Origin of the sequence: Leifsonia shinshuensis (assembly GCF_013410375.1) — a bacterium.
In the GTDB taxonomy this organism is placed as follows: Bacteria; Actinomycetota; Actinomycetes; order Actinomycetales; family Microbacteriaceae; genus Leifsonia; species Leifsonia shinshuensis.
On sequence record NZ_JACCFL010000001.1, the window covers coordinates 1,207,698 to 1,230,008 of the forward strand.

The 22,311-nt window shown below is 73.1% G+C and carries 24 protein-coding genes; 9 read left to right on the plus strand and 15 right to left on the minus strand.

Translation table 11 applies throughout. From position 1 onward, the window contains the following. Positions 1-6: 6 nt before the first annotated feature. The 4 genes from HNR13_RS05880 to HNR13_RS05895 form a co-directional block, all read right to left on the minus strand. On the minus strand, positions 7-1,086 hold the full coding sequence (locus HNR13_RS05880) for a hypothetical protein (RefSeq protein WP_179604894.1): 1,080 nt from the start codon (positions 1,084-1,086) through the stop codon (positions 7-9). Then, positions 1,083-1,799, minus strand: a complete 717-nt coding sequence (locus HNR13_RS05885; RefSeq protein WP_179604895.1) for a cytochrome b N-terminal domain-containing protein — start codon at positions 1,797-1,799, stop codon at positions 1,083-1,085. The genes HNR13_RS05880 and HNR13_RS05885 overlap by 4 nt, the downstream gene beginning before the upstream one ends. After that, entirely contained in the window at positions 1,796-1,945 is a 150-nt protein-coding gene (locus HNR13_RS05890) for a hypothetical protein (RefSeq protein ID WP_179604896.1), read from the minus strand. Before HNR13_RS05890 ends, HNR13_RS05885 begins: the two co-directional genes overlap by 4 nt. A gap of 98 nt (positions 1,946-2,043) precedes the next feature. Beyond that, positions 2,044-2,346 carry a DUF5652 family protein gene (locus HNR13_RS05895; protein WP_246312720.1) on the minus strand — a complete coding sequence of 101 codons (303 nt, stop codon included), beginning with the start codon at positions 2,344-2,346 and terminating at the stop codon, positions 2,044-2,046. 112 nt (positions 2,347-2,458) lie between these two features. On the opposite strand from HNR13_RS05895, the gene HNR13_RS05900 reads away from it, so the two are divergent. After that, on the plus strand, positions 2,459-3,355 hold the full coding sequence (locus HNR13_RS05900) for a universal stress protein (protein WP_179604897.1): 897 nt from the start codon (positions 2,459-2,461) through the stop codon (positions 3,353-3,355). Positions 3,356-3,374: 19 nt separating this feature from the next. Here the strand turns inward: HNR13_RS05900 and HNR13_RS05905 are convergent, their stop codons facing one another. From HNR13_RS05905 to HNR13_RS05915, 3 genes are read right to left on the minus strand one after another with little or no spacing between them, the layout of a single operon-like run. Then, positions 3,375-5,045 (minus strand): ABC transporter permease, encoded by a 1,671-nt coding sequence (locus tag HNR13_RS05905; protein ID WP_179604898.1) that lies wholly within the window; start codon positions 5,043-5,045, stop codon positions 3,375-3,377. Further along, the gene (locus tag HNR13_RS05910) at positions 5,042-5,962 is read right to left on the minus strand and encodes an ABC transporter ATP-binding protein (RefSeq protein ID WP_179604899.1); all 921 of its coding nucleotides are present in this window, start codon (positions 5,960-5,962) and stop codon (positions 5,042-5,044) included. Before HNR13_RS05910 ends, HNR13_RS05905 begins: the two co-directional genes overlap by 4 nt. A 22-nt stretch (positions 5,963-5,984) precedes the next feature. Next, positions 5,985-7,133, minus strand: a complete 1,149-nt coding sequence (locus HNR13_RS05915) for a DUF8173 domain-containing protein (protein WP_179604900.1) — start codon at positions 7,131-7,133, stop codon at positions 5,985-5,987. 162 nt (positions 7,134-7,295) lie between these two features. On the opposite strand from HNR13_RS05915, the gene HNR13_RS05920 reads away from it, so the two are divergent. Together HNR13_RS05920 and HNR13_RS05925 are read left to right on the plus strand one after the other, a co-directional pair. Further along, positions 7,296-7,727 carry an Hsp20/alpha crystallin family protein gene (locus tag HNR13_RS05920; RefSeq protein WP_179604901.1) on the plus strand — a complete coding sequence of 144 codons (432 nt, stop codon included), beginning with the start codon at positions 7,296-7,298 and terminating at the stop codon, positions 7,725-7,727. A 13-nt stretch (positions 7,728-7,740) separates the two neighbouring features. Next, positions 7,741-8,502: an SDR family NAD(P)-dependent oxidoreductase gene (locus HNR13_RS05925; RefSeq protein ID WP_179604902.1), complete on the plus strand. Its 762-nt coding sequence runs from the start codon at positions 7,741-7,743 to the stop codon at positions 8,500-8,502. 51 nt (positions 8,503-8,553) lie between these two features. On the opposite strand, the gene HNR13_RS05930 is transcribed toward HNR13_RS05925, so the two are convergent. The 4 genes from HNR13_RS05930 to HNR13_RS05945 form a co-directional block, all read right to left on the minus strand. Beyond that, complete coding sequence (locus tag HNR13_RS05930) at positions 8,554-9,198, minus strand: response regulator (RefSeq protein ID WP_179604903.1); 645 nt, start codon at positions 9,196-9,198, stop codon at positions 8,554-8,556. After that, positions 9,195-10,802 (minus strand): GAF domain-containing sensor histidine kinase, encoded by a 1,608-nt coding sequence (locus HNR13_RS05935; protein WP_343063475.1) that lies wholly within the window; start codon positions 10,800-10,802, stop codon positions 9,195-9,197. Before HNR13_RS05935 ends, HNR13_RS05930 begins: the two co-directional genes overlap by 4 nt. Positions 10,803-10,951: 149 nt before the next feature. Next, a complete protein-coding gene (locus HNR13_RS21485) occupies positions 10,952-11,926 on the minus strand; it encodes a universal stress protein (protein WP_179604904.1) in 975 nt (324 codons plus the stop codon). Between the two features lie 36 nt (positions 11,927-11,962). Beyond that, the gene (locus HNR13_RS05945) at positions 11,963-12,961 is read right to left on the minus strand and encodes a zinc-binding alcohol dehydrogenase family protein (RefSeq protein ID WP_246312721.1); all 999 of its coding nucleotides are present in this window, start codon (positions 12,959-12,961) and stop codon (positions 11,963-11,965) included. 129 nt (positions 12,962-13,090) lie between these two features. Between HNR13_RS05945 and HNR13_RS05950 the strand changes: the two genes are divergently transcribed. From HNR13_RS05950 to HNR13_RS05960, 3 genes are read left to right on the plus strand one after another with little or no spacing between them, the layout of a single operon-like run. Further along, positions 13,091-14,002: a universal stress protein gene (locus tag HNR13_RS05950; protein ID WP_179604905.1), complete on the plus strand. Its 912-nt coding sequence runs from the start codon at positions 13,091-13,093 to the stop codon at positions 14,000-14,002. Further along, positions 13,989-14,408: a pyridoxamine 5'-phosphate oxidase family protein gene (locus tag HNR13_RS05955; protein WP_179604906.1), complete on the plus strand. Its 420-nt coding sequence runs from the start codon at positions 13,989-13,991 to the stop codon at positions 14,406-14,408. Before HNR13_RS05950 ends, HNR13_RS05955 begins: the two co-directional genes overlap by 14 nt. Before the next feature lie 22 nt (positions 14,409-14,430). Continuing rightward, positions 14,431-14,892, plus strand: a complete 462-nt coding sequence (locus tag HNR13_RS05960) for a universal stress protein (protein WP_246312722.1) — start codon at positions 14,431-14,433, stop codon at positions 14,890-14,892. Here the strand turns inward: HNR13_RS05960 and HNR13_RS05965 are convergent. Continuing rightward, complete coding sequence (locus HNR13_RS05965; RefSeq protein WP_246312723.1) at positions 14,876-15,307, minus strand: flavodoxin family protein; 432 nt, start codon at positions 15,305-15,307, stop codon at positions 14,876-14,878. The genes HNR13_RS05960 and HNR13_RS05965 overlap by 17 nt on opposite strands. A gap of 141 nt (positions 15,308-15,448) precedes the next feature. Between HNR13_RS05965 and HNR13_RS05970 the strand changes: the two genes are divergently transcribed. Both HNR13_RS05970 and mgtA read left to right on the plus strand, forming a co-directional pair. Then, complete coding sequence (locus tag HNR13_RS05970) at positions 15,449-16,357, plus strand: universal stress protein (RefSeq protein ID WP_179604908.1); 909 nt, start codon at positions 15,449-15,451, stop codon at positions 16,355-16,357. Beyond that, complete coding sequence (gene mgtA / locus HNR13_RS05975; RefSeq protein WP_343063476.1) at positions 16,354-18,993, plus strand: magnesium-translocating P-type ATPase; 2,640 nt, start codon at positions 16,354-16,356, stop codon at positions 18,991-18,993. The genes HNR13_RS05970 and mgtA overlap by 4 nt, the downstream gene beginning before the upstream one ends. Here mgtA and HNR13_RS05980 read toward each other — a convergent pair. From HNR13_RS05980 to HNR13_RS05990, 3 genes are all read right to left on the minus strand, one after another. Beyond that, entirely contained in the window at positions 18,965-20,341 is a 1,377-nt protein-coding gene (locus HNR13_RS05980) for an MBL fold metallo-hydrolase RNA specificity domain-containing protein (protein WP_179604909.1), read from the minus strand. The two genes, mgtA and HNR13_RS05980, sit on opposite strands and share 29 nt — an antisense overlap. Beyond that, positions 20,338-20,781, minus strand: a complete 444-nt coding sequence (locus HNR13_RS05985) for a hypothetical protein (RefSeq protein WP_179604910.1) — start codon at positions 20,779-20,781, stop codon at positions 20,338-20,340. Before HNR13_RS05985 ends, HNR13_RS05980 begins: the two co-directional genes overlap by 4 nt. Before the next feature lie 109 nt (positions 20,782-20,890). Further along, positions 20,891-21,457, minus strand: coding sequence for a TetR family transcriptional regulator (locus HNR13_RS05990; protein WP_179604911.1), 567 nt, complete (start codon positions 21,455-21,457; stop codon positions 20,891-20,893). Positions 21,458-21,598: 141 nt separating this feature from the next. On the opposite strand from HNR13_RS05990, the gene HNR13_RS05995 reads away from it, so the two are divergent. Then, a complete protein-coding gene (locus tag HNR13_RS05995) occupies positions 21,599-22,276 on the plus strand; it encodes an NADPH-dependent F420 reductase (protein WP_179604912.1) in 678 nt (225 codons plus the stop codon). Positions 22,277-22,311: the final 35 nt, after the last annotated feature.

Below are 22,311 nucleotides of genomic sequence, written 5' to 3' on the forward strand. Positions count from 1 at the left end.
CGATCGCTACCCGGTCTCGCTCCGCGACGAGGAAGCCACTCGCTTCGGCATGTCACGGCGCTCCGACGTGCCGCTGCGCGCCGACGAGCTCGACGCGGCGGACGACGCTGTGGCGCTCTGCCCGGTGCTCGCGCTCACGCGGGTCGCCCGGTAGTAGTCCCGCCAGATGATCCGGTGCAGCGGGATCCAACGCGGGATCGTGCGCAGACCCGGGATGAACGGCAGCAGCGCGAGCAGCAGCGTCAGCGTGCCCATGATGAGCACGATGACCAGGTCGGCGTTCGAGAGCGACGCGAACGGCTGGACCTGGTAGAAGAGCGAGAACAGCCACAGCCAGGCCTGGCCCGGCGTGTTGCCGGTCTCGTTCATCATCCCCCACTGGTCCCCGGTGAGGTGCTGTGCCGCCGCGAGGTTCCGGAAGTACTGGCCGTCGCCGAGGAACAGGATCGCCGGCGTGTGGTTCAGTGCGTAGAAGCCGCCCTGGCTCGTGAGCGCTCCGTCGAGCGCGCCGCTGCGCGCCATCCCGCTGAGCGACGAGATCATCGCGGGCACCGGGCCGTAGGCGCCCGACGACTTCGGCAGCGCGGTCCCCGTGTCGGCGGCCAGCGCCTTCTCGTACGCGGCCGCCCACTTCGCCTGCTGGGCGGGAGTGGCGCTCGTCCAGCGGGCCACCGCGGCCGGGACGGTCGGGAGTGTCCGCAGCGGGCCGATGACGAAGGCCTGCGCGGTGTCGATCGGGAGGCGCACGCCGGACAGGCTCTGCAGGTCGAGTGGGCCGAGGGTCTGCGTGGCGCCCTGCGTGTCGTTGTACGGCGGCCCGTACTGGGCGGTGCTGCTCGTCCCGTCGAGCTCGGCCGTCGCGGTGGACGCGAAGTCGACGGGGTCGGCCGCCGACCAGGAGGCGAAGGTGACGCCCGGTTCGTCCGGCGACCCGAACACCGCGGCGAGCCCGAGCGTCACGGCTCCCACGACGATGACGCCGATGGTGACCTCCTTGAACAGGTCGTAGTCGCGGACGCGCCCGCGCCAGGGGCGGCCGGCGATGTCGTCCCGGCGACGCCAGGTCATGCTGGGTGTGCGCGTCATCGCGGGGCCCCTGATTCGTTAAATGTCGACTCGTCGTAGGTCGACTCGTTGTACGGGTGCACGACCTGGTCGTCGTTCTCGGTCGCGTCGATCGGCGGCACGACGCCGTGCACGCGGACCAGCAGCACGTGCAGCACGACGATCGCGCCGACGCCGATCGGCAGCAGCACGATGTGCCAGGTGAGCATCTGCCCGAGGTCGGCGACGTTGAACCAGGCGCCGATCCCGACGGCGTTGAGGGCGTCCTTGCCCTGGAAGGCGATCCACTGCGAGTCGAAGTTCGTCTGCAGCAGGTAGCCGGTGAACGCCGCCGCGATCGACACGGCGAAGGCGATCACGCCCGTGATCCAGGTGAGCACCCGGCCGCCGCGCCAGGCCGCCATCCAGTACTTCCCCCAGAGGTGCACGACCATCAGCAGAAAGAACAGCTCGACGCTCCAGAGGTGCACGCTGTTCGTGAAGTGCCCGAGGCCGGAGACGTGGTACCAGGCGGGGCCGTTCAGGCTGAGCACCAGGCCGGACGCGATGACGACCGCGAGGGCGGCCAGCGACGCCATCCCGAACACGTAGATCCACGAGGAGACGTAGCTCGGCTGGTCCTGCGGCAGCAGCTTCTCCGGCGGGAGGACCTTGAGCAGCCAGCGGCGGGCGCGGCCTGTCCAGGTGTAGACCTCTTCCTGGTCCGCGCCGGTCGGGGCGTGCGGCCCGCTCATCGCCGGCGCCTCGCCTTCGGGAACGGCAGCAGCAGCGCCAGCGCGAACAGCACGACCATGATCACGATGACGATGAGATTGCCGAGCTGGATGGTGAACGAGCCCCAGCCGAGGTAGATGCCCGGCGCGCTTGCGACGATGTCCACGGTGCCCCCTTCGGTCGCCACCAGCGTGATCCCCGAGCGGATCGCCGGGCGGGCCGAAGGTCCCGCGGAGCGGTGGCGCCGTACGGCGGCGCCGTCGCTCAGGTCTCCTGCGGGTGGCCCTCCTGCTCCGGCTCGCCGGTGACCTCCAGGATCGCGAGCTCGTCGAGCTCCTCCCTGCCGCGCCTGCGGGCCACCCCGAACAGGTAGACCGCGTCGAGGACGCCGAGCGTGTTGGTCAGCAGCAGCGTGACGAACCACGGCTTGCTGCCGTTCCTGGCGGCGTGCCACAGGGATGCGCCCTTCCAGGCGAGGCTCCAGGCGACGACCGCGACGACGAGGGCGCGGCCCGCGGGCGGCACGTCGTGCATCCCCATCCGGGACGCTTCGTAGTGGTTTCTCATGGGCCCATCAGACCGCGCACGCGTTCGGCGCGGCAAGGGCCGAAGGTCCCTGGCCCGGGGCTCCTCCGCGGGGCAGGCTCGTCAGCGGGACGGATCGGCGAGGGGGTTCACGATGGCGATCGACGGGCGCACGGTGGTCGGATTCGACGGGTCGCCGTCGGCGTGGCGGGCTCTGGACTGGGCGGCCGAGCGCGTCGCCGGCCGCGGCGGCGCACTGGAGGTGGTGCACGCGATCGACACCCGCCTGGGCGGGGCGGTCTTCGGGCCGCGGTTCGACCTCGAGACCACCGTGGAGGCTGGACTCGCGCAGGCGAGGAATCACGTGCGCGCGCTCGCCCCGGGCATCGCCGTGGAGGTCCGCTGGGTGGAGGGGCCGCCCGCGAGCGCGCTCCTCGGCGAGGCCGCGGGCGCCGCCCTCCTGGTGGTGGGGACGGACAAGGGCCCGCTGCAGAGCGGGGCGCGGACCGGGACCCTCCCGCTGAAGCTCGCGGCGAAGGCGGACTGCATCGTCGCGGTGATCCCCGCGTCGCCCCGTCCCGAGCGCAACGTCGTGGTGGTCGGCGTCGACCGTTCGGCGTTCGCGCGCTCCGCGCTGGCGCTCGCCGTGACCGAGGCGAGCTGGTCGGGCGCGCAGGTCGAGGCCGTGCACGCCTGGGACGTGCCGGAGGCCCTGCACTCCGCCCTCGAGTCCGGGGAACACGCCGATCCCGCGTTCCTGAAGCGCGAGGAGGCCGTGATCCCGGAGGCGGTCGCCGACGTCCCGATCGCTCGAACGGCGCCGATCCTGCCGGTCGTGGTGCGGAGGAACCCGGCCGAGGCGCTCATCGAGCAGGGCTCTGGCGCGGTCGCCATCGTCGTCGGCACCCGCGGCCGCGGCCGGTTCGCGGCCTCGATGCTCGGCTCCGTCAGCCACGACGTCCTGCTGAACCTGCCGTGCCCGGTACTCGTCACGCCGAAGGAGTACGCGTTCGTGGTGCCGAGCGGGCCCGACGATCGGGACGAGTGGTGACGCGGGACCGTCCTGCGATCTAGGCGTCCACCGCCAGATCCCGGCGGCGGAACGCGACGAGGCCGACCGTCCACAGCACGACCGCGACACCCGCCAGGATCGCGAGCGGAACCCCGTCGAAGGCCACCCCCGGCAGCCGGGGCGTCGCCGTCAGCGGTGTGTGGTCGACCAGCCAGGACGGCAGGCCGAACAGCGTTCCGGCGAAGCTGAGGATCGCCATCGCGCTCAGGTAGCTCCAGGACAGCACTCCGGCGAGCCGCGGCACGAGCCCGAAGAGGAGCACGGGGACCCCGGCGCTCACCAGGACCGCTGGCCAGTAGGCCAGGGAGGCGCCGGTCAGCGTCCACGCCGGGGAGAAGTCCGACGTGGAGGCCCCGTACGCCGCGCCCATGACGAATCCGCTCACGGCGAGCAGGAGCGCGGAGCCGAGGGCTGCGACGAGCAGCCGGGAGCCGGACCAGCGCAGCCGGGAGATGCTCCCGGCGAGCTGCGGCTCGGCGTATCCCGCCGCCTCCTCGCTCCGCGCCTGCAACGCCGTCTGCACGCCGAACGCGCTGGCGATGATCCCGTTCAGCAAGACCAGCCAGCCGAGGATCGCGTTCACGAACGTGGACGTGTGGCCGCCGATGTAGGCCGCGAACACCGGGTTGGAGCCCAGCAGGTTCGCGATGGCGGTCGCCACCGAGCCGTACAGGATCGCCAGGGTGATGCTGCCGGCGAACCATCCGACGAGCAGCCCGCGCTGCTCCCGCACGGCGAGCCCGAATGGGGACGTGAGGAAGCCTCCGGCGCGCGGCGCCCCGGCCCGGTCCGCCAGAACGCCGGCGCCGAGGTCGCGGCGGCCCTCCAGCCGGAGGGCGATCGCGCAGAGCAGCGCCGCTCCGCCGACCAGGAGCAGCGCAGGCCACCAGCGGTTCTCTCCGTACGGGCGCATCGCCTGTCCCCAGCCGATCGGGGAGAGCCAGGAGACCCAGGACGGCGCGGTCCCCGTGCCGTTGAGGTCGCCGACGGCCCGGAGCACGAACACCGCGCCGAGGACGGCCGTGCTCCAGCCGTTCGCGCCGCGTCCGGTCGAGGCCAGCTGGCCGAAGAGCGCGGAGACGCCGAGGAAGAACAGCCCGACCGCGGCCAGCGATCCCCCGAGCACCAGGCTGCCGCCGACCGGGAGGGTCAGCGCCGCGGCGGTCAGCGCGATCGCGGCTCCGACGACGAGGTCGAAGGCGCCGACCACCAGGTAGTTCGCGACCGTGTAGGCGTGCAGGCCGAGGGAGTTCGCCCGCAGCAGCTCCGCCCGGCCGCCCTCCTCGTCGGCCCGGCCGTTGCGGGTCACCAGGAAGATCGTGGCCAGCGCGAGGCTGAGGGCGAGGGTCATCCAGATCTTGAGTACCAGGATGCCGCCGAGCGTGTTCGCCGCGTAAGGCGTGCCCGTGAGCGCGGCGACCGACGGCGTGTCCGCGATGCGCGCGTACGCCTCACGCGAGGCCTGGGTGGGGAACGCCGCGCGCTGCGACTCGTAGACCAGCGGGATCATCCCCACGAGCACGACCGCCCAGACCAGCAGCCGGAGCCAGTTGCGCGCGACGACGAAGCGCAGCATGTGCGGCAGGCCGTGCAGGTCGGCCCGGGGCGCCGAGCCGGTGGCGGGGGATGCCGGTCGTCCGAGCGACGCGGCGGTGGCGGAGGCGTTCATGATGCGGGGGAAGCGAGGGCGGACAGTTCGGTGCCGTAGTGCCGGAGGAAGATCTCCTCCAGCGACGGCGGGGTGCAGACGAGCGACTGCGGCTTCAGCGGGGCGAGCGCGGCGAGCACCGTGCCGAGGTCCTCGTCGGCGACGGTGAAGGACGCGTGGGGGCCGTCCAGGGCGAGGTCGTGGACGCCGGCGATGCGGGAGAGCCCGCCGCCGGAGTCTCCGAGCACCACCGACACGCTCGTGCGGTTCAGGTGCCGCAGTTCCGCGAGCGTTCCCGCTTCGACGGTGTGCCCCTTCCTGATGATCGTCACGGTGTCGCAGAGCCGCTCGACCTCCGCGAAGATGTGGCTCGACAGCAGCACGGAGCCGCCGTCGGCCTGCACCTGCCGGACGCAGGTGCGGAACTCGGCGTCCATGATCGGATCGAGCCCCGCCGTCGGCTCGTCGAGGAGCAGCAGCTCGGCGTCCGACGCGAGCGCCGCGATCAGCGCGACCTTCTGCCGGTTGCCCTTCGAGTAGGTGCGGGCCTTCTTCGACGGGTCGAGGTCGAAGCGTTGCACGAGCTCGTCCCTGCGCGCCGGGCGGACGCCGCCGCGCAGCCGGCTCAGGATGTCGATGATCTGGCCGCCGGTGAGGTTGGGCCACAGGTTGACGTCACCGGGGACGTAGGCGATCCGGCGATGCAGCTCGACCGCGTCGGTCCAGGGGTCCGCGCCGAGGACGCGCAGCGTCGTCGCCTCGGCCCGCAGCAGCCCGAGCAGCACCCGCAGCGTGGTGGTCTTGCCCGCGCCGTTCGGGCCGAGGAAGCCGGCGATCTGCCCGGCCTCGACGGTGAGGTCCAGCCCGTCGAGCGCGACGGTGCGCCCGAAGGACTTGCGGAGGCCGCGGACGTCGACGGCCGCGCCGGTGGTCGGCATGGGTTCCCTCTTCTCGTTCTCGCTACTGCCGGGGCGGCTCGCCCGTCAGGACCTGGCCGGCGTCCGGCTGCGGCGCCGTCGCGGACGGCGCCGCAGGGGCAGCCGCTCCGCCGACGCGCCAGGGACGCACCCGGTACAGCTCGAGCAGCTCTGCTCCGAGCCCGAAGAACACCATCGCCAGCCAGACCAGGATGTTGAGGACCGGGATCTGCAGCCCGACGATCAGGATCAGCCCGCCCACGAAGGACTGCAGGACGGGATGCGGCGAGCTGCGCAGCACGACCCGCCCGAGGTAGTGCGCGCCGACCAGGAAGGTCGCGAGCGTCAGCACGGTCCAGATCAGCAGGCCGGCGAGCGCGAGGGGGGCGCCCACGATGGTCACGAGCAGGACCAGCAGCCCGATGGGCACGACGATCGCGGCGACGAACCCCACCAGCAGCGCGCGCCAGGGCGACGGCAGGAGGCGGTCCGTGACGCCGGTCAGCATGCGCGGGACGAGCAGGCCGGCGGCGACGGTGAGCAGGCTGAGCGCCACTAGTGCGTAGACCAGCCCCAGGAACCAGCCCAGCACCGCGGCCCACGGCGAGATCTGCGGCGCGGAGGGCTGCTGGGTCTGGACGTGGTTGATGCTCCCGGCGACCGCCCCGGCGGTGATGTGCGCCGTCGTCGGGCTGGCGTAGGTCACGTCGCCGCCGACGTTCCCATCGATCCGGAGGTCGCTGACGCTGACCAGCAGGTCCCTGCCGACGTCGCCCGCGACGCGGATCGTCGACGCGGTGGCGACGATGTCGTTCTGCACGGACCCCCCGGCGTCGATGAGGAGGTCGGAGGCGAAGATCGTGCCGCTCCGCGCGACCTGGCCGGTGATCGTCACATTCGCCCCGGCGAGCCGGACGTTGCCGTTGACGCGGCCGCTGATCGTGATGGTCTGGGCGGCGGCGATCACGTCGCCGGTGACGTCGCCGCTGACGGTGACGCTCTGCCCGGCAGCGTAGACATCGCCGTTCACCGGTCCGGACACGTCCACGGCGACCCCGCTGTAGAAGTGCGGTCCCGTGCCTCCTCCGGTCTGCGCCGGCGCGGCGGCCGCGGCGCCCAGGGTCACCGCGAGGAAGCCGGCCAGGACGGCCGAGCCGGCGATCCGCAGGAAGTGCGTTGCTCGAGTGTTCATGTCGGAGATCCCCCTTATGGCTCCCAGCATCCGTGCGCCGGACCCGGCTCGGATGAGTCGAAGGTCCCGCCGGACGCGCGGGACCTTCGGCCCACCGCGGGAGCGCCCGGCGGCCGTACGGTACCGGCGTCACAACGGACACCGAGGAGAGAGGACACCGTCATGGCACGCAATCTGGTCCGCTTCGACCCGTTCGCCGAGCTGAGCCGGATGGAGCGGGACTTCTTCGAGGACGGCATGCTCGGGAGCCGGCGCACGATGCTGCCGACGACCGACATCTACACGAAGGACGACAAGGAGATGGTGGTCGAGGTCCACCTCCCCGACTTCGACGACGGCGATGTCTCCGTCGACATCGACGAGGGCGCGCTCGTGATCCAGGCCGAGAAGCACGAGAAGGAGGAGGACAAGGACAAGAAGTACGTCATCCGCGAGTCCAGCCAGAGCTTCTACCGGCGCATCATGCTCCCGCAGCAGACCGATCAGTCGAAGATCGCCGCGACGTTCGAGAAGGGCGTTCTGAAGATCGACGTCCCGTTCGCGCCGCTGCCGGCCCCGACCAAGGTCCCGATCACGGCCGGATCCAAGGCCTGACGGGGCGCCCCGGATGTCGACGCACATCGTCGAGGGCCGGTTCTCCGACGCGCGCGTGATCGTGACCGGGGCGGGCTCCGGGATCGGCCGGGCCACCGCCGTCCGCCTGCTGGCCGAAGGGGCCACCGTCGTCGCGACGGACATCAGCGAGCCGCGCCTGGCGGCGCTCGCCGAGGAGTTCGGCTCGGACCGCCTCCTGACCTTCGCCGGCGATGTGAGCGACGAGGACGTGGTGGCCGACGTGATGCAGGTCGCGGACGGCCGGGTCACCTCCCTGGCGAACGTCGCGGGGATCATGGACGACTTCCTCCCGCCCGCCGAGGTGGAGGACGCCGTCTGGGACCGGGTGCTGCGGGTCAATCTGACCGCGGTGATGCGGCTCACGCGGGCCGTGCTGCCCGGGATGCTGGAGCGCGGAACGGGGACCATCGTGAACGTGTCCTCCGAGGCGGCCCTCCGCGGTTCGGCCGCGGGGGCCGCCTACACCGCGTCCAAGCACGCCGTGAACGGCCTGACCCGCAGCACGGCGTTCTTCTACGGGGCCAAGGGCATCCGCTGCAACGCCGTCGCTCCCGGCGCGACCATGACGAACATCCAGGCGGAGTTCCGGTCGGCGTTCGCGGGCGAGCGGATGGCAGCGTACATGCAGACCAACGTGCCGCAACCGGCGACGGCGGAGGAGTTGGCGGCGGCGATCACCTGGCTGCTCAGCGACGACTCGTCGAACGTGAACGGCGCCGTCCTCCCGTCCGATGCGGGCTGGTCGGTGATCTGAGACCGGGGGAAGAAGCGGGGGACGAGGGGGCTGACCGGAGCTTGAGTCCGGTCAGGCGCGGCCGCGGTGCTCGAGCTGGAGCACTGCGGCCTGCGTGCGCCGCTCCAGGCCCAGCTTGGCCAGCAGCGAGCTCACGTAGTTCTTCACCGTCTTCTCGGCCAGGCCCAGCCGTTCCGCGATCTGCCGGTTGGTCCGTCCGTCTGCGATGAGCGCGAGCACCTGCCGCTCGCGGAGGCCGAGCGAGGCGAAGCGCGGGTCGTCGGCGGGCGCGCGCAGGGTCGCCGAGACGCGCTCGGCGACACGCGGGTCGATGAGGCGCTTGCCCCGGTGCGCGGCGCGGATGTCGTCGAGCAGCGTGCTCGCGCGGATGTCCTTGACCACGTAGCCGTCGGCGCCGGCGATGATCGCGCTGCGCAGGGCGTCCTCGTCGTCGTACGCGGTGAGCATCAGGCACCGGATGCCCGGCTCCGCCTGCTTCACGGCCCGGCAGACGTCGATGCCGCTGCCGTCGGGCAGCCGCACGTCGAGGACGGCGACGTCCGGCCGGACGGCGAGGATCCTGGCCCGCGCCTGCGCCGCGGTGGCCGCCTCGCCGACGACCTCCAGGTCGTCCTGTCCGTCGATCAGCGCGGCCACACCACGGCGGACGACTTCGTGGTCGTCCGCGAGGAAGACGCGGATCGGCGGCGCGCTCATCGGACCCGCTCGACGGGGACCGGCAGCCGCAGCCGCAGGCGCGTCCCGTTCGGGGTGGACTCGACGTCGAGCACGCCGGCGCGCCGCTCGGCGCGCTCGGACAGGTTGGCCAGACCGCTGCGCCTGCTCGTCTCGCCGATCCCGGCGCCGTCGTCCGCGACGTCGACCGTGATCTCGTCCGCGGACGCAACGACGTCGACCGTGGCCGTCTCGGCGCCCGCGTGCCGGACCACGTTGGTGAGCCCCTCCCGCACGAACGCCGCGACATCGTCCGCGAGCGCGGGGTCGGCCACCAGGTCGACCGGACCGGCGAAGGAGACCGTCGCCGGCCGGGGGAGCGCCACGCCGACCTCCTGCACGATGTCGAGCAGCCGGTGGCGGAGGCTGTCGGCCGGCCCCTGCTGGCGCGAGAGCGAGAAGATGGCCGTGCGGATCTGGGCGATCGCGTCGTCGAGCGACTTCACGGTGCCGTCGATCCGGTCGGCCAGCGCTCCCGGGCCGAGGGCGGACTGCACGCTCTGGAGTTCGAGCCCGGCGCCGAACAGCTGCTGGATGACGTGGTCGTGCAGGTCGCGGGCGATGCGGGCGCGGTCCTCCAGCAGCACCACGCGCTCGCGGTCGGCGCGCGCCTCCGCGAGCTCCATCGCCAGGGCGGCCTGGCGGGAGAACGTGACGGCACGCTCGAGCTCGAAAGCCGTGAACGGCGGCGCCCCGCTCTCCCGGACGGCGATCAGCACCTCCGGCGAACCCGTCTTGCCGTCGAACGGGACGACCACCGCGGGCCCCGGCTCCCAGCCGTCCGCGAACGCGTAGCCGCTCAGCTCGTCCAGCCGGGTCGGTTGCGCGCCCTCGATCGCGCTGCGCACGCGGTCGTTGTCGAGCACCAGGGCGCACTCCTCGGCGCCGCCGGCCTGCCGGTCGCTCCGCCCGAGCAGCGCTGCGGGATCATCGGGCACGCCGGTGCCGAGCACGACCGCAGAGCGCGCCTCCAGCAGCCCGGCGGCACGGGTCGCGAACTCCTCCTGCGCCTCCGCCGTGTCGCTGCCGAGGATACTGGCCGTCATCTCCGCGGCGGACGCGCTCCAGGCCTGCCGCGCGACCGTCTCGGCGAACAGCCGCGCGTTGTCGATGGCGAAGCCGGCGTTGGCGGCCAGCGCCTTCACGAGCTGCTCGTCGTCCTCGGTGAACCCGCCGCCGACCGGGTCGGTCAGGTAGAGGTTCCCGTACACCGCGTCCCGCACGGTGATGGGGACGCCGAGGAACGCCGTCATCGGCGGGTGGCCCTCCGGGAAGCCAGAGGAGCGCGGGTCGTCGGCGATCGAGTCGAGGCGGATCGGCCGGGGATCGTCGATGAGGGCGCCGAGCAGGCCGTGCCCCTCCGGGAGGTGGCCGATCCGGTCCACGACGTCGTCGGTCATGCCGACGTGGATGAACTGCTCGAGTCCGCCGCCCTCGGCGATCACCCCGAGCGCGCCGTAGCGGGCGCCGACGAGCTCGACGGCCGCCTCGATGATCGTCCGCAGCACGACGGGGAGGTCGAGGTGCGACACCACCGCCCGGTTCGCGCGCACGAGCGCGCGCAGGCGGCCCTGGGTGTCCAGCACCTTCCTGGCCTGCTCGACGAGCTCGCTGAGAGCGTGGTCGAGTTCGGCGCGAGGCGCGTCGGGGAAGGTGATCGGCTCATCGCCCGGAATGGCGGGCCTCCTCTCGGTGGCGGCGGCACGGAGGCGGGCGCCGTGAGCTGCACGCGCCCTTACGCGCCGAGTGTAGCTCCCGGGGAGGTCGCAGGCACCTCCGTGTCCTGCACCGCCGTGTCGCGCATCTCCGTGTCGTGCCCCTCCGCGTCCAGCGACTCCGTGCCCTGCACCTCCGTCTCCTGCCCGACCACCACGGTCGGCGCGGCGAGGTCGAGCACGAGCCCGTGCGACACCGAACCGAGCCAGGTGCGCCTCCAGCCCGTCAGACGCCGGCTCCCCACCACCAGCATCGACGCGTGCTCCGACTCGACGCGGAGGCCGGAGATCGGGTTCTGGCGCAACAGTACGTGCCGCACGGCGACGCCGGGGTGCCGGCCGCGCACCGCGCGGACGTGGTCGTCGAGGAGGGCCTGCCGCTCCGTCTCCTGGGTGGTCACGAAGTCGTCGTCGGGGACCACGAGCGGCTGCTCGGACAGCGGCGCCACCCAGCAGTGCACGATCGTCAGCGGCTCCCGCAGGGCCTCGGCCTCGCCGGCGGCGAACTCCAGGGCGAGCCGCCCGACCTCCGAGCCGTCCACGCCAACCACGACGCCCCTGCGCGCGGCCGCCGCCTCCGTCTCCTCCACCGGGACGACCGCGACGGGACCGGCCGCGGCCGTCGCGAGCCGCGATCCGAGCGACCAGCCGTAGCGGACCCGCGGCCCGACCCGGTGCCGGGTGCCCACGACGACGAGGGTGTCGGGCCTGGCCTGGGCGGCCAGCAGGTCGAGGGGGTCCCCGACCAACACCCTGGCCCCGGATACGACGCCGGGGTCGGACTCCCCGAGCTCCTCCACCCGGGAGTCGAGCCGGTCCTCCTCCTGCTCCTTCGCCCGGTCGAGGGCGGCGGGGTCGCCCAGGAAGAGGGCGTCGTCGACCACGTCGTACACCTCCAGCGTCGAGCCGGTCCCGCGCGCACGGCGGAGCGCCCAGCCGAGCGCCGCCTCCGCCGCCGGTGAGCCGTTCCAGCAGACGATCGTCCGGTCCGTCATCGTCCTGTCCTTTCCGTCATCGTCCTGCCCCTTCCCTCAGGCGACCCGGAGGACCAGCGAGCCGCTGACCCTGCCGCGTCGCAGGTCGTCGATCGCGCCGGCCAGCCCGTCGAACGGCACGGCCGTCACCGTCGGACGGAGCCGGAGGTTGCGGGCGAGCGCGAGGAACCGCGCGCCGTCCTCGCGGGTGTTCGCGGTGACCGTGCGCAGGTCGCGCTCCCGGAACAGGGACTCCGTGTAAGAGAGCGGCGGGAGGTCGGACATCTCGATCCCCGCGAGCACGACGGTGCCTCCGCTCGCGGTCGCCCGCAGCGCCACCGGGACCAGCCCGCCCGCCGGCGCGAACACGATCGCGGAGTCCAGCGGCTCCGGGGGCTCCTCGTCCTCCTCGCCGACGAAGTCGACTCCGAGGTCGCGGGCCAGGTCGCGGTTCTGCACGCCGCGGGTCATCGCGAAAACGCGTGCGCCCTCCGCCATCGCGAGCTGCGCCGTGACGTGCGCGCTCGACCCGAAGCCGTAGATGCCCAGGTTGCCGCCCGGCGGGAGCTGAGCCCGGCGCAGTGCCCGGAAGCCGATGATCCCGGCGCAGAGCAGCGGTGCGGTCTCCAGCGCGTCGGCGTCCGCCGCGATCGGGTAGACGTACGCGGCGGGCGCCACCAGGTACTGGGCGAAGCCGCCGTCCGCGTCCCAACCGGTGTACTCCGAACGCGGGCACAGGTTCTCCGCTCCGCGGCGGCAGAAGACGCACTCGCCGCAGGTGCGCCGCAGCCAGGCGACCCCGACACGGGCTCCGGGCTCCAGCGACGTCACGGCCTCGCCGGTGTCGACCACCGTGCCGATCGCCTGGTGGCCCGGCGTCACCCGCGGGCGGTGCACGGGGATCTCGTGGTCGATCACGTGGAGGTCGGTGCGGCAGATCCCGCACACCTCCACCTCGACCAGGACCTCGTCGGGCCCGGGCTCCGGCACCGTGGCGTCGACTGCTTCGAGGCCTCCGCTCGTCCCCGTGGTGCGCCACGCTCGCATGACCGCCATCTCCCCGCCTTCCGTTCCGTGACCGAGTCAAGCGCCGCGGTCAGGTCCCGGGGCAGGCCGAAGGTCCCACGGGACCAATGGCCCTTCGGAGGGTCGCGCCGCCGACCAGACTGCAGGCGGAGGTGTCCCATGGAGATCCGCGGATACGTCGTCGGGGTGGACGGATCGGTGCCGGCTCGTGCCGCCATCCGCTGGGCGGTCGCCGGGGCGCGGGAGCGCGGGGTCGGCGTGACGCTGGTCCATGTCGCCGACGACGAGTGGGGAGCCGTGGGGGCGCTGCTCATCGACGAGGTCGACCAGGACGCGGAGAAGCGGCTGGCGGAGGAGCTCGCCTACGCGCGCTCCCTGGGGGTGAACGTGCCGATCAGCGGCGAGGCCCGGACCGGCAGCCCGATGGCGGAGCTCGCCGCCTACAGCGACGAGGGGACGATGATCGCCGTCGGCACGCACAAGACCGGCTTCCACTACGGTCGCGCGTTCGGCTCGCGCAGCCTCCAGCTCGCGAACCTCGCGACCGGCCCCGTCGCGATCATTCCGGAGGCGGCGTCCCGGATGCGGCGCGGAGTGATCGTCGGCGTCGACGACACGCCTGCGGGGGAGGCAGCGGTCGACCTGGCGGCCGACCTGGCCTGCGACCACCACTGCGAGCTGATGACCGTCCGCTCGTCCGAGGCGCACATCCCGTTCGACTCCGACGACCCCGACGAGCGGCGCGACTGGCAGCTTCGGCGCGACGACGAGGCGCGCGGATTCCTCGCGACGGCCGTCGCGCGGGCGCGGGCGAGGCAGCCCGGCATCGTGATCCGCAGCCGCGTGGTCAGGAGGCCGGCGGGCGCCGCGCTCAACGAGCTGGCGCGCAGCGCGGAGCTCCTCGTGATCGGGGACTCGCGCCGGGCGCACGCGCAGCTGGGCAGCCTCGGCGCCGTCGCGTACGACGTGCTGCTCAACCTGTCCTCGCCGACGATCGTGGTGCACGCCCCGACCGCCGGGGCGCGGGCGGGGCAGCAGAAGGCGGAAGGAGAGAGCCATGTCATCGGATGACCCGGTCCGGGTGCTGGACCGCGACGAGTGCCGGGAGGTCCTGAAGGGCGCGAGCGTCGGCAGGCTGGCGACGGCCGTGGGTGGCGAGCCGGACATCTACCCGGTCAACTTCTACTCCGACGGGTCGAGCATCCTGATCCGGACCGCGCCGGGGACCAAGCTGCTGGAGCTGACCGTGCACGACACCGTGGCGTTCGAGTGCGACGGCTGGACCGACGACGAGGCCTGGAGCGTCATCGTCCACGGCACAGCCAAGCAGCTCGACCACCAGGCGGAGATCGACGAAGCCGACAAAGCGCCATTGCGGCCCTGGATCCCGACCCTCAAGTACCGCTACGTTCGCATCGACATCGAATCGATGTCCGGCCGGCGCTTCCGACGCGAGCCGGAGCCGGAGCGCTGGTGATCCGCGCACGGAAGGAAGCATGATGAGCGACGCACCCCGCACCGAGGAGTCCGAGGACCGCATCCACCCCGGCGGCCGCATCGTCGTCGGACTCGACGGGTCCGCGGAGTCGCTGGCCGCCCTGCGCCGCGGCGCCCGGATGGCCGAGCGGCTGGGCTGCAGCCTGGTCGGCGTGACGGTGTGGGAGTTCCCGCCGTCGTGGCCCGGGTACGTCATGGGCGGCTGGGATCCCGAGCGGGACGCGCACACGATCGCGGAGGACGCCTCCCGCGAGGTCTTCGGCGACACGCTGCCGCCCTGGTACTCGACCGTCATCCGCTCGGGCTCCGCCGCACGGCAGCTGATCGCCGAGGCGGAGGACGCGGAGATGCTGATCGTGGGCAGCCGCGGGCTCGGCGGATTCACCGGCCTGCTGCTGGGGTCGGTGTCGCGGTCGGTGGTGGAGCACGCGGACTGCCCGGTGCTCGTCATCCACGGGTCCTGAGCCGAGTCGGTCCTGTGCCGAGTCGGTCCTGAGCCCGCGTCAGACGGCGACCGAGGAGCGCAGGGCCGCGCCGATCGTGCGGCCCCACTCCCTGGCCACCTCGAGCTGACCGGCCTCCAGCGCGCTCTCCTTGTCGACCAGGAAGCTCCGCTTGGGGAGCAGCCGGTGGGTCGTCTCCCCACTTCGCCGCCTCCACCCGGGTGGAGGGGCGGCTCAGCGAGTGCACGTGGGTGGGCGCCCCGACGAGCAGGAGGTCGGCGTCCGGGAAGGCCTCCGGCGCGTCCTTGACTTTCACGATGGTCACTGCCGCGAACGGCCGCAGCCCCTCCGCGATGGCTTCCGCCACCTGGCGGGTGCTGCCGAACATGGACTCGTAGACGATGGCCGCGCGGGCGGCCGGTGCGGTGTCGTTCATGCCGCCACCCTGGCGCGACTCGCGCGCGGCGCGCAGGGCCGAAGGTCACGTGGGACTTTCGGCACAGCGGGACTTTCGGCACTGCGGGACGGCCCCCCGGCTTGCGAGACTCGTCGCGTTCACCGAGGGCTGGAGGATGCGATGGCCGAGACGATCATGGTCGGCGTCGACGGCCGGGCCGAGCACCGGGCCGCGCTGGAGTGGGCGGCGCGACGCGCGGTCCGCGACGGCTCCCGGTTGGAGCTCGTCTTCGTGCTGGAGCATTCCTGGGGCGACGACGCGGACGGCCCGAGCGACCTGCTCGTCCTCGCGGCGAAGTCCCTGCTGGAGAGGGAGCGCGAGGCCGCCCTCCGCATCGCGGAGGCGGCGTCGACCCGGGTGCCGGCCCTGACCGGCCCCGAACCCGCGCCGCTGCAGCCCCCGGGTCTGGAGGTGGGCACGCGCTACCGGTACGGCCACGTCGGCGCCGAGCTGACGTCGGCCTCCCGCGACGCCGACCTCCTGGTGCTGGGCGCCCGTTCGCGCTCGGAGCGCGACAGCGGCTTCGCCGGCTCGCTGCATCTGCGCGTCGCGTCGACCGCGGCCTGTTCGGTCGCCGTCGTCCCGCACGGCTGGGACGGCTCCGGAGCCGGGGTCGTGGCCGGCGTGGACGGCAAGCGGCCCGCCGAGCTCGCGGTCGCGTTCGCGGCGGACGAGGCCGCGGCGCTCGGCGAACCGCTGCGGATCGTCTGCGTCGGCTACACCGCCAACCCGCTGCTGGCGGGGTTCGTGCCCGACGTCACCCTCGACGAACGGCGGAGCCGCGTCCTCGACGAGGCCGCGGCTCGCGCGCGGGAGCTTCAGCCGCGGGTCGAGGTCCGCGCCGACGCGGTCGAGGCGCCGCCCGCCCGGGGCTTGGTGGAGGCGGCGGAAGGCAGCAGAATGCTGGTCGTGGGAACCCGCGATCGCCACGGCGCCAAGCGCATCATGCTCGGCTCGGTCGGCCACGACGTGCTGCTGAACGTCCGCGTCCCCGTCGTGATCGCACGAGCGCACCACGAGGCCGAGTGACCGGGGCGCCGGGCACGGCGGTCGTCGCCGCCGCGCCGATCAGTCCGGTCCGGGCCGCGGCCGCGCGCGACGCAGCGGCCGTGCTGTCCGAGGAGGCCTCGTCGGCCTCCGGCCTGTCCGACGCCGAGGCGGCCGCCCGGCTCGCCCGGTTCGGGCCGAACGCCGTCCGCGGTCACCGCGCGCGCCCGTGGCGGGTGCTGGGGCGGCAGGTCCGCAGCCCGATCCTCATCCTGCTGTTCGCGACGGCGATCGTCTCCGCGTTCGTCGGACAGGGGACGGAGGCGCTCATCATCGCGGTCATCCTGGTGGTCAGCGTCGGGCTGGGGTTCGTCAACGAGTTCCGGGCGGAGCAGGCCGCCGACGCGCTCCACGACCGGCTGCGGCACACCTCGATCGTGCTGCGCGGCGGCGTGCGCCGCAGCGTGGATGTCACCGAGCTCGTCCCCGGCGACCTCGTCGTCCTGTCCGTCGGCGCGGTCGTCCCGGCGGACCTGCGCCTCGTGGAGGCCAATGGCCTGGAGTGCGACGAGAGCATCGTCACGGGCGAGGCGCACGCCGCGGCGAAGTCCGTCGCGCCGGTCGCGGCGGGCGCCGGCGTCGGCGACCTCTCCTGCTGCGCGCTGATGGGCACCGTCGTCCACGCCGGCGGCGGCACGGGCGTCGTGGTCGCGACCGGCGGCTCGACCGAGTTCGGCCGGATCGCCGTCGGGCTGACCGCGCAGCAGCCGCAGACCGAGTTCCAGCGCGGGCTCGGCCAGTTCTCCACCTTCCTGCTGCTGGTGGCGATCATCCTGACGACGCTGATCTTCGTGGCGGCGCTGCTGCTCGGCCGGCCGCTCATCGAGTCGCTGCTGTTCTCCCTCGCCATCGCCGTGGGGATCACACCGCAGCTGCTGCCGGCCGTGGTGAGCACCAGCCTGGCGGCGGGCTCGCGCGCGCTCGCGCGGCGCCGCGTGCTGGTGAAGCGGATGGTGTGCATCGAGGACCTCGGCGACCTCGACCTCCTGGTCACGGACAAGACCGGCACGCTCACGACCGGGCGGATCGTGTTCGACCGCTCGGTGCCGCTGGACGACGTGGAGGCCGACGAGGTGCTGCTGCTCGGCCTCCTCGCCACCGACGTCGACCCGGCCGCGCCGCAGACCGTCGGTCTCAACGCGCTCGACGCCGCGCTCTGGCAGAGCGAGGAGGCTGCCGCAGCCCCCGTCTCCGCCTACCGCCGACTGGACGCCGTGCCGTTCGACCACGAGCGGCGCATGGCCGGCGCCCTGGTCGCCGCGACGGGCTCCGCGCCGATCGTCGTCGTCAAAGGCGCGCCCGAGTCCGTCCTGCCGCTGTGCGCGGAGGTGGACGCGTCGGCGACCGCGGCGCTGCAGCAGCTCTACGCGGCCGGCTCCCGCGTCATCGCGATCGCCACCCGCCCGGCCGGCGGTCTGACCGCGCTGACGGCCGACGACGAGACCGGTCTCACGCTGCGCGGCTACCTGGCGTTCGTGGACGGCGTGAAGCCCGACGCGCGCGCCTCGCTGGAACGGCTCGCCGGCCTCGGCGTCGGCGTCAAGATCGCGACGGGCGACAGCGCGGTCGTCGCCGAGCGCGTCTGCACCGAGCTCGGCATGCCCGCCGCGGGCACGCTGACCGGCGAGGCGGTGGACGCCCTCGACGACGCGCAACTGGCGGAGGCCGCCCGCGCCGCCACGATCTTCGCCCGGGTCTCGCCCGAGCAGAAGGCGCGCATCATCCGCGCGCTGCGGCAGAAGGGCCGCGCGGTCGGCTTCCTCGGCGACGGCGTCAACGACGCACTGGCGCTGCACAGCGCCGACATCGGCATCTCGGTCGACTCGGCGGTCGACGTGGCCAAGGACGCGGCGGACGTGCTCCTGCTCGACAAGGACCTCGACGTGCTGGCGGACGGTGTCACCGAGGGCAGGCGGATCTTCGCGAACACCATCAAGTACGTCCTGATGGGCACCTCCAGCAACTTCGGGAACATGTTCAGCGCGTCGATCGCGTCGGTGATCCTGCCGTTCCTGCCGATGCTGCCCGGGCAGATCCTGCTCAACAACCTGCTCTACGACTCCAGCCAGCTCGCCATCCCGAGCGACAACGTCGACGCGGAGCAGCTGGCGGCGCCGTCGCACTGGGACATCGGCGCGATCCGCCGCTTCATGCTGCTCTTCGGCCCGATCAGCTCCCTGTTCGACTTCGCGACCTTCGGCCTGATGATCTTCGCCTTCCACGCGGCCCCGCCCGAATTCCGCTCCGGCTGGTTCATCGAGTCGATCGCGACGCAGACGCTCATCGTGTTCGTCATCCGCACCAGACGGGTGCCGTTCCTCCGCAGCCGGGCCTCCCTGCCGCTGGCGGTCTCCGTGCTGGCGGTCGTCGCGATCGGCGCCTGGCTGCCGTACTCGCCGCTGGCCGGCGTCCTGGGCTTCACCCCGCTGCCCGCGCTCTTCTTCCTCGCCCTGGTCGGTCTGGTGCTGGTGTACCTGGTCCTCGTGGAGCTCGCGAAGGTCTGGTACTACGCGCGCCTCAGCGCGCCGCGGGCGCCGGAGGAGCGGCGGCGCGCGTACCCGTTCCGCGTGGCGCGGCGAGCGGCGCGGTTCACGACCCGCTCGCCGCGGCCGAGCTGACCGTCTCCCCGAACTCCGGCACCCGCGCCTCCCAGCCGAGCTCGCGCCGCACCCGCACGCGCAGCGCGTCCGCCGCGTGCGGCTCCCCGTGCGTCAGGTACATCGCTCGCGGTGGCGCGGGGGCCGTGCGCAGCCAGTCGACGATCTGCCCGGCGTCCGCGTGCGCGGAGAGCATGTCCAGCACGTGCACCTGCGCCCGGATCGGGATGTCGCGACCGTAGATCCGCAGGCTGCGCTCGCCGCGGCGCAGCGCGTCCCCGCGGGTGCCGCCCGCCTGGAAGCCGGTCAGGACGATCGCGTTGTGCGGGTCGGAGCCGTAGGCGGCGATGTGGTGCAGCACCCGGCCGCCCTCCAGCATCCCGCTCGCGGAGATGATGATCGCCGGGCCGCCGCGCAGGTTGAGCAGCTTCGAGTCGTCGACCGTGCGCACGAGGGTGGCCAGCCGGTACATCGCCTCGAACTCGGCCGGCCGGATCCGGTGCTCCTCCGGGTGGCGCGCGTAGATCTCGGCGGCGTCGACGGCCATCGGGCTGTTGAGGAAGACCGGGACGTCCGGGATGGCGTGCCGCGCGCGCAGTCGGCTGAGGTGCAGGAGCAGCGTCTCGGCGCGGCCGACCGCGAACGCGGGCAGGATCACCACGCCGCCACGGCTGCAGACGTTCCGGACGATCTCGCCGAGCGGCCACGCCGGGTCCGTGTCCGGGTGGAGGCGGTCGCCGTAGGTCGACTCGCACACGAGCAGATCGGTCGCCTCCAGGGGCCGCGGCGGCAGCATGAGCGCGTCGTCCGGGCGGCCCAGGTCCCCGGTGAAGTGCAGCCGGGCGCCCTCGGCCTGCAGCAGCACCTGCGCGGCGCCGAGGATGTGGCCGGCCGGGACGAAGCGCGCGGTGAGGCCGGCGACCTCGCGCTCCTCGTCGAAGGGGTGCGGCTCGAACCGGTCCAGCGCGGCCAGGGCGTCCTTCTCGGTGTAGAGCGGGAGTGGCGTCGCGTGCTTGGAGCTGTGGTGCCGCGCGGCGAACTCCGCTTGCTCCTCGAGGAGCCGGCCGCTGTCCGGCAGGATCAGGTGGCTGAGCTCGGCGGTCCCGTGCGTGGCGTGGATGCGGCCGCGGAAGCCGTCGCGGACCAGCGCGGGCAGGTAGCCGGTGTGGTCGAGGTGGGCGTGCGTCACGACGACGGCGTCGATGCTGGACGGCTCCACCGGGAACGGACGCCAGTTGCGCTCGCGCAGCACCTTGTAGCCCTGGAACAGGCCGCAGTCGACGAGGACGCGCCGGCCCTGCGACTCGACCAGGTAGCGCGACCCGGTCACGGTGTCGGTGGCGCCGAGGAAGCGGAGGGTCGCGGTCACAGCGCCGCCGCCCTGCCGCCGCGGTCCTGCTCGCGCCGCCCGACCAGCCCGAGCCCGAGCAGGACGAGTCCCAGCTCCGTCAGTCCTGCGGCGAAGTACGCCGCCTGCAGTGCGCTGAACGGGATGAACACCATCTGCACGAAGATCCAGATCAGGAGCCCGAAGCCCGCCACCGCCGCCGCGACCGTCCCGGTGTGGGACGCTCGCCAGACGAGGAACGCGGCGGCCAGTTGCGTCCCGCCCACGACGAGTGCGAGCAGCAGCCCGGGCACCAGGTAGGACGGGAAGGGGCTGCCGCCGAGGAAGGCACGGTCGGGAACGGCCCCGCCGAGTGTCGACGAAGTCGTGGCGCCGACGACGAGCGCGGCTCCGCCGGCGATGGCGGTGACCCCGACCGCTGCGCACAGCACGCTCAGGGCGACCCGGATCCAGCGCTGCATGACTCCTCCGATGCTCGGGCTCCTCCGCGCGTCCCAGCCTCGCGGCCGGCGCGGATGCAGTGCAGGGCCGAAAGGCCCGCGGGAGGCGGGTCGGCGGAGAAGGCCGGAGTCAGGCCGCGTCGATGAGCCTGCGCGCGAGCGCGGCCGAGCGCGCGCCGAACCGCGCTCCGTCGAGGACGGCGGCGGTCGCGTAGGCGCCGTTGAGGACGATCAGCAACTCGTCGGCGAGCTGGTCGGGGTCGGCGATCCCGGCGTCCACGGCCAGCGCGCGGAACAAGTCCCTGACGCTCTGCTTGTGCCGGACCGAGACGAGGTGGGCCGGGTGGTCGCCCTCCGGGAACTCCGTGTTCGTGTTCAGCATCGGGCAGCCCCGGTAGCCGGCGCCGCTGGTCTCCTGTGCGAGCGCCTCGAAGACCGCGGCGAGCTTCTCCCGCGGGTCGGCGGCCGACTCCATCGCGTGGTTCATCCGGTCGAACCACCCGTCGGCGCAGCCTTGCACATAGGCGGTGGCCAGGGCGTCCTTGCTCGGGAACGCCCGGTAGACGGTGGCGTTGCCCATGTCGGCCTCGCGGATGACCGTGTCCATCCCGACGGCGCGGATGCCGCGCTCGTAGAAGAGGCGCGTCGCGACGCCGAGCACGGCCTGCCGGTTCTCCTCTGCGGTGCGGCGCGTCACGGGCGGCCCCTTCCTGCGGTGTCTGAGAGTGTCCGCATCCAGTTTGACAGACGGAACGATCCGTCACAAGCTGTATGTGAACGATCCGTCACATTCTGGCGCCGGCCACGAGCCCGCCACCACACCACTCGAGGAGACCTCTTGAACATCGCCGCATTCGGAACCGGAGTCGTCGGCCGCACCCTCGCCGCCCGGCTCAGCGAGCTCGGCCACACCGTCACGGTCGGGACCCGCGACCCCGAGGCGACGCTCGCCCGCACCGAGCCCGACCGGATGAGCGGGGAGACCTTCGCCGCGTGGGCGCAGCGCCACCCGGGCGTCGGCGTCGCGACGTTCGCCGACGCGGCCGCCGGGGCCGACGTGATCCTCAACGCCACCAACGGCGGGGCCTCCCTCGACGTCCTCGCCCTCGCCGGCGCCGCGAACCTGGCCGGGAAGGTGATCGTCGACATCGCCAACCCGCTGGACTTCAGCAAGGGGATGCCCCCGACGCTCTTCGTCAAGGACACCGACTCGCTGGCCGAGCAGCTCCAGCGCGCCTACCCGGACGCCCGCGTCGTCAAGGCGCTCAACACCCTCAACGCCGGGCTGATGGCCGACCCGTCGGCGCTGAGCGACCCCGGGACCCTGTTCGTCGCCGGGGACGACGCCGACGCCAAGGCCGTCACCACCGGTCTGCTCCGCGAGCTCGGGCACGCCGACGTCATCGACCTCGGCGACCTCACGGCCGCCCGCGGGACGGAGATGCTCCTCCCGATCTGGCTGCGCCTGATGGGCACCCTCGGCACGGCGGCGTTCAACTTCAAGATCGTCCGCTGAACCGGCCGCCCGGCTGAGGGGGCCGCTCCAGCGGC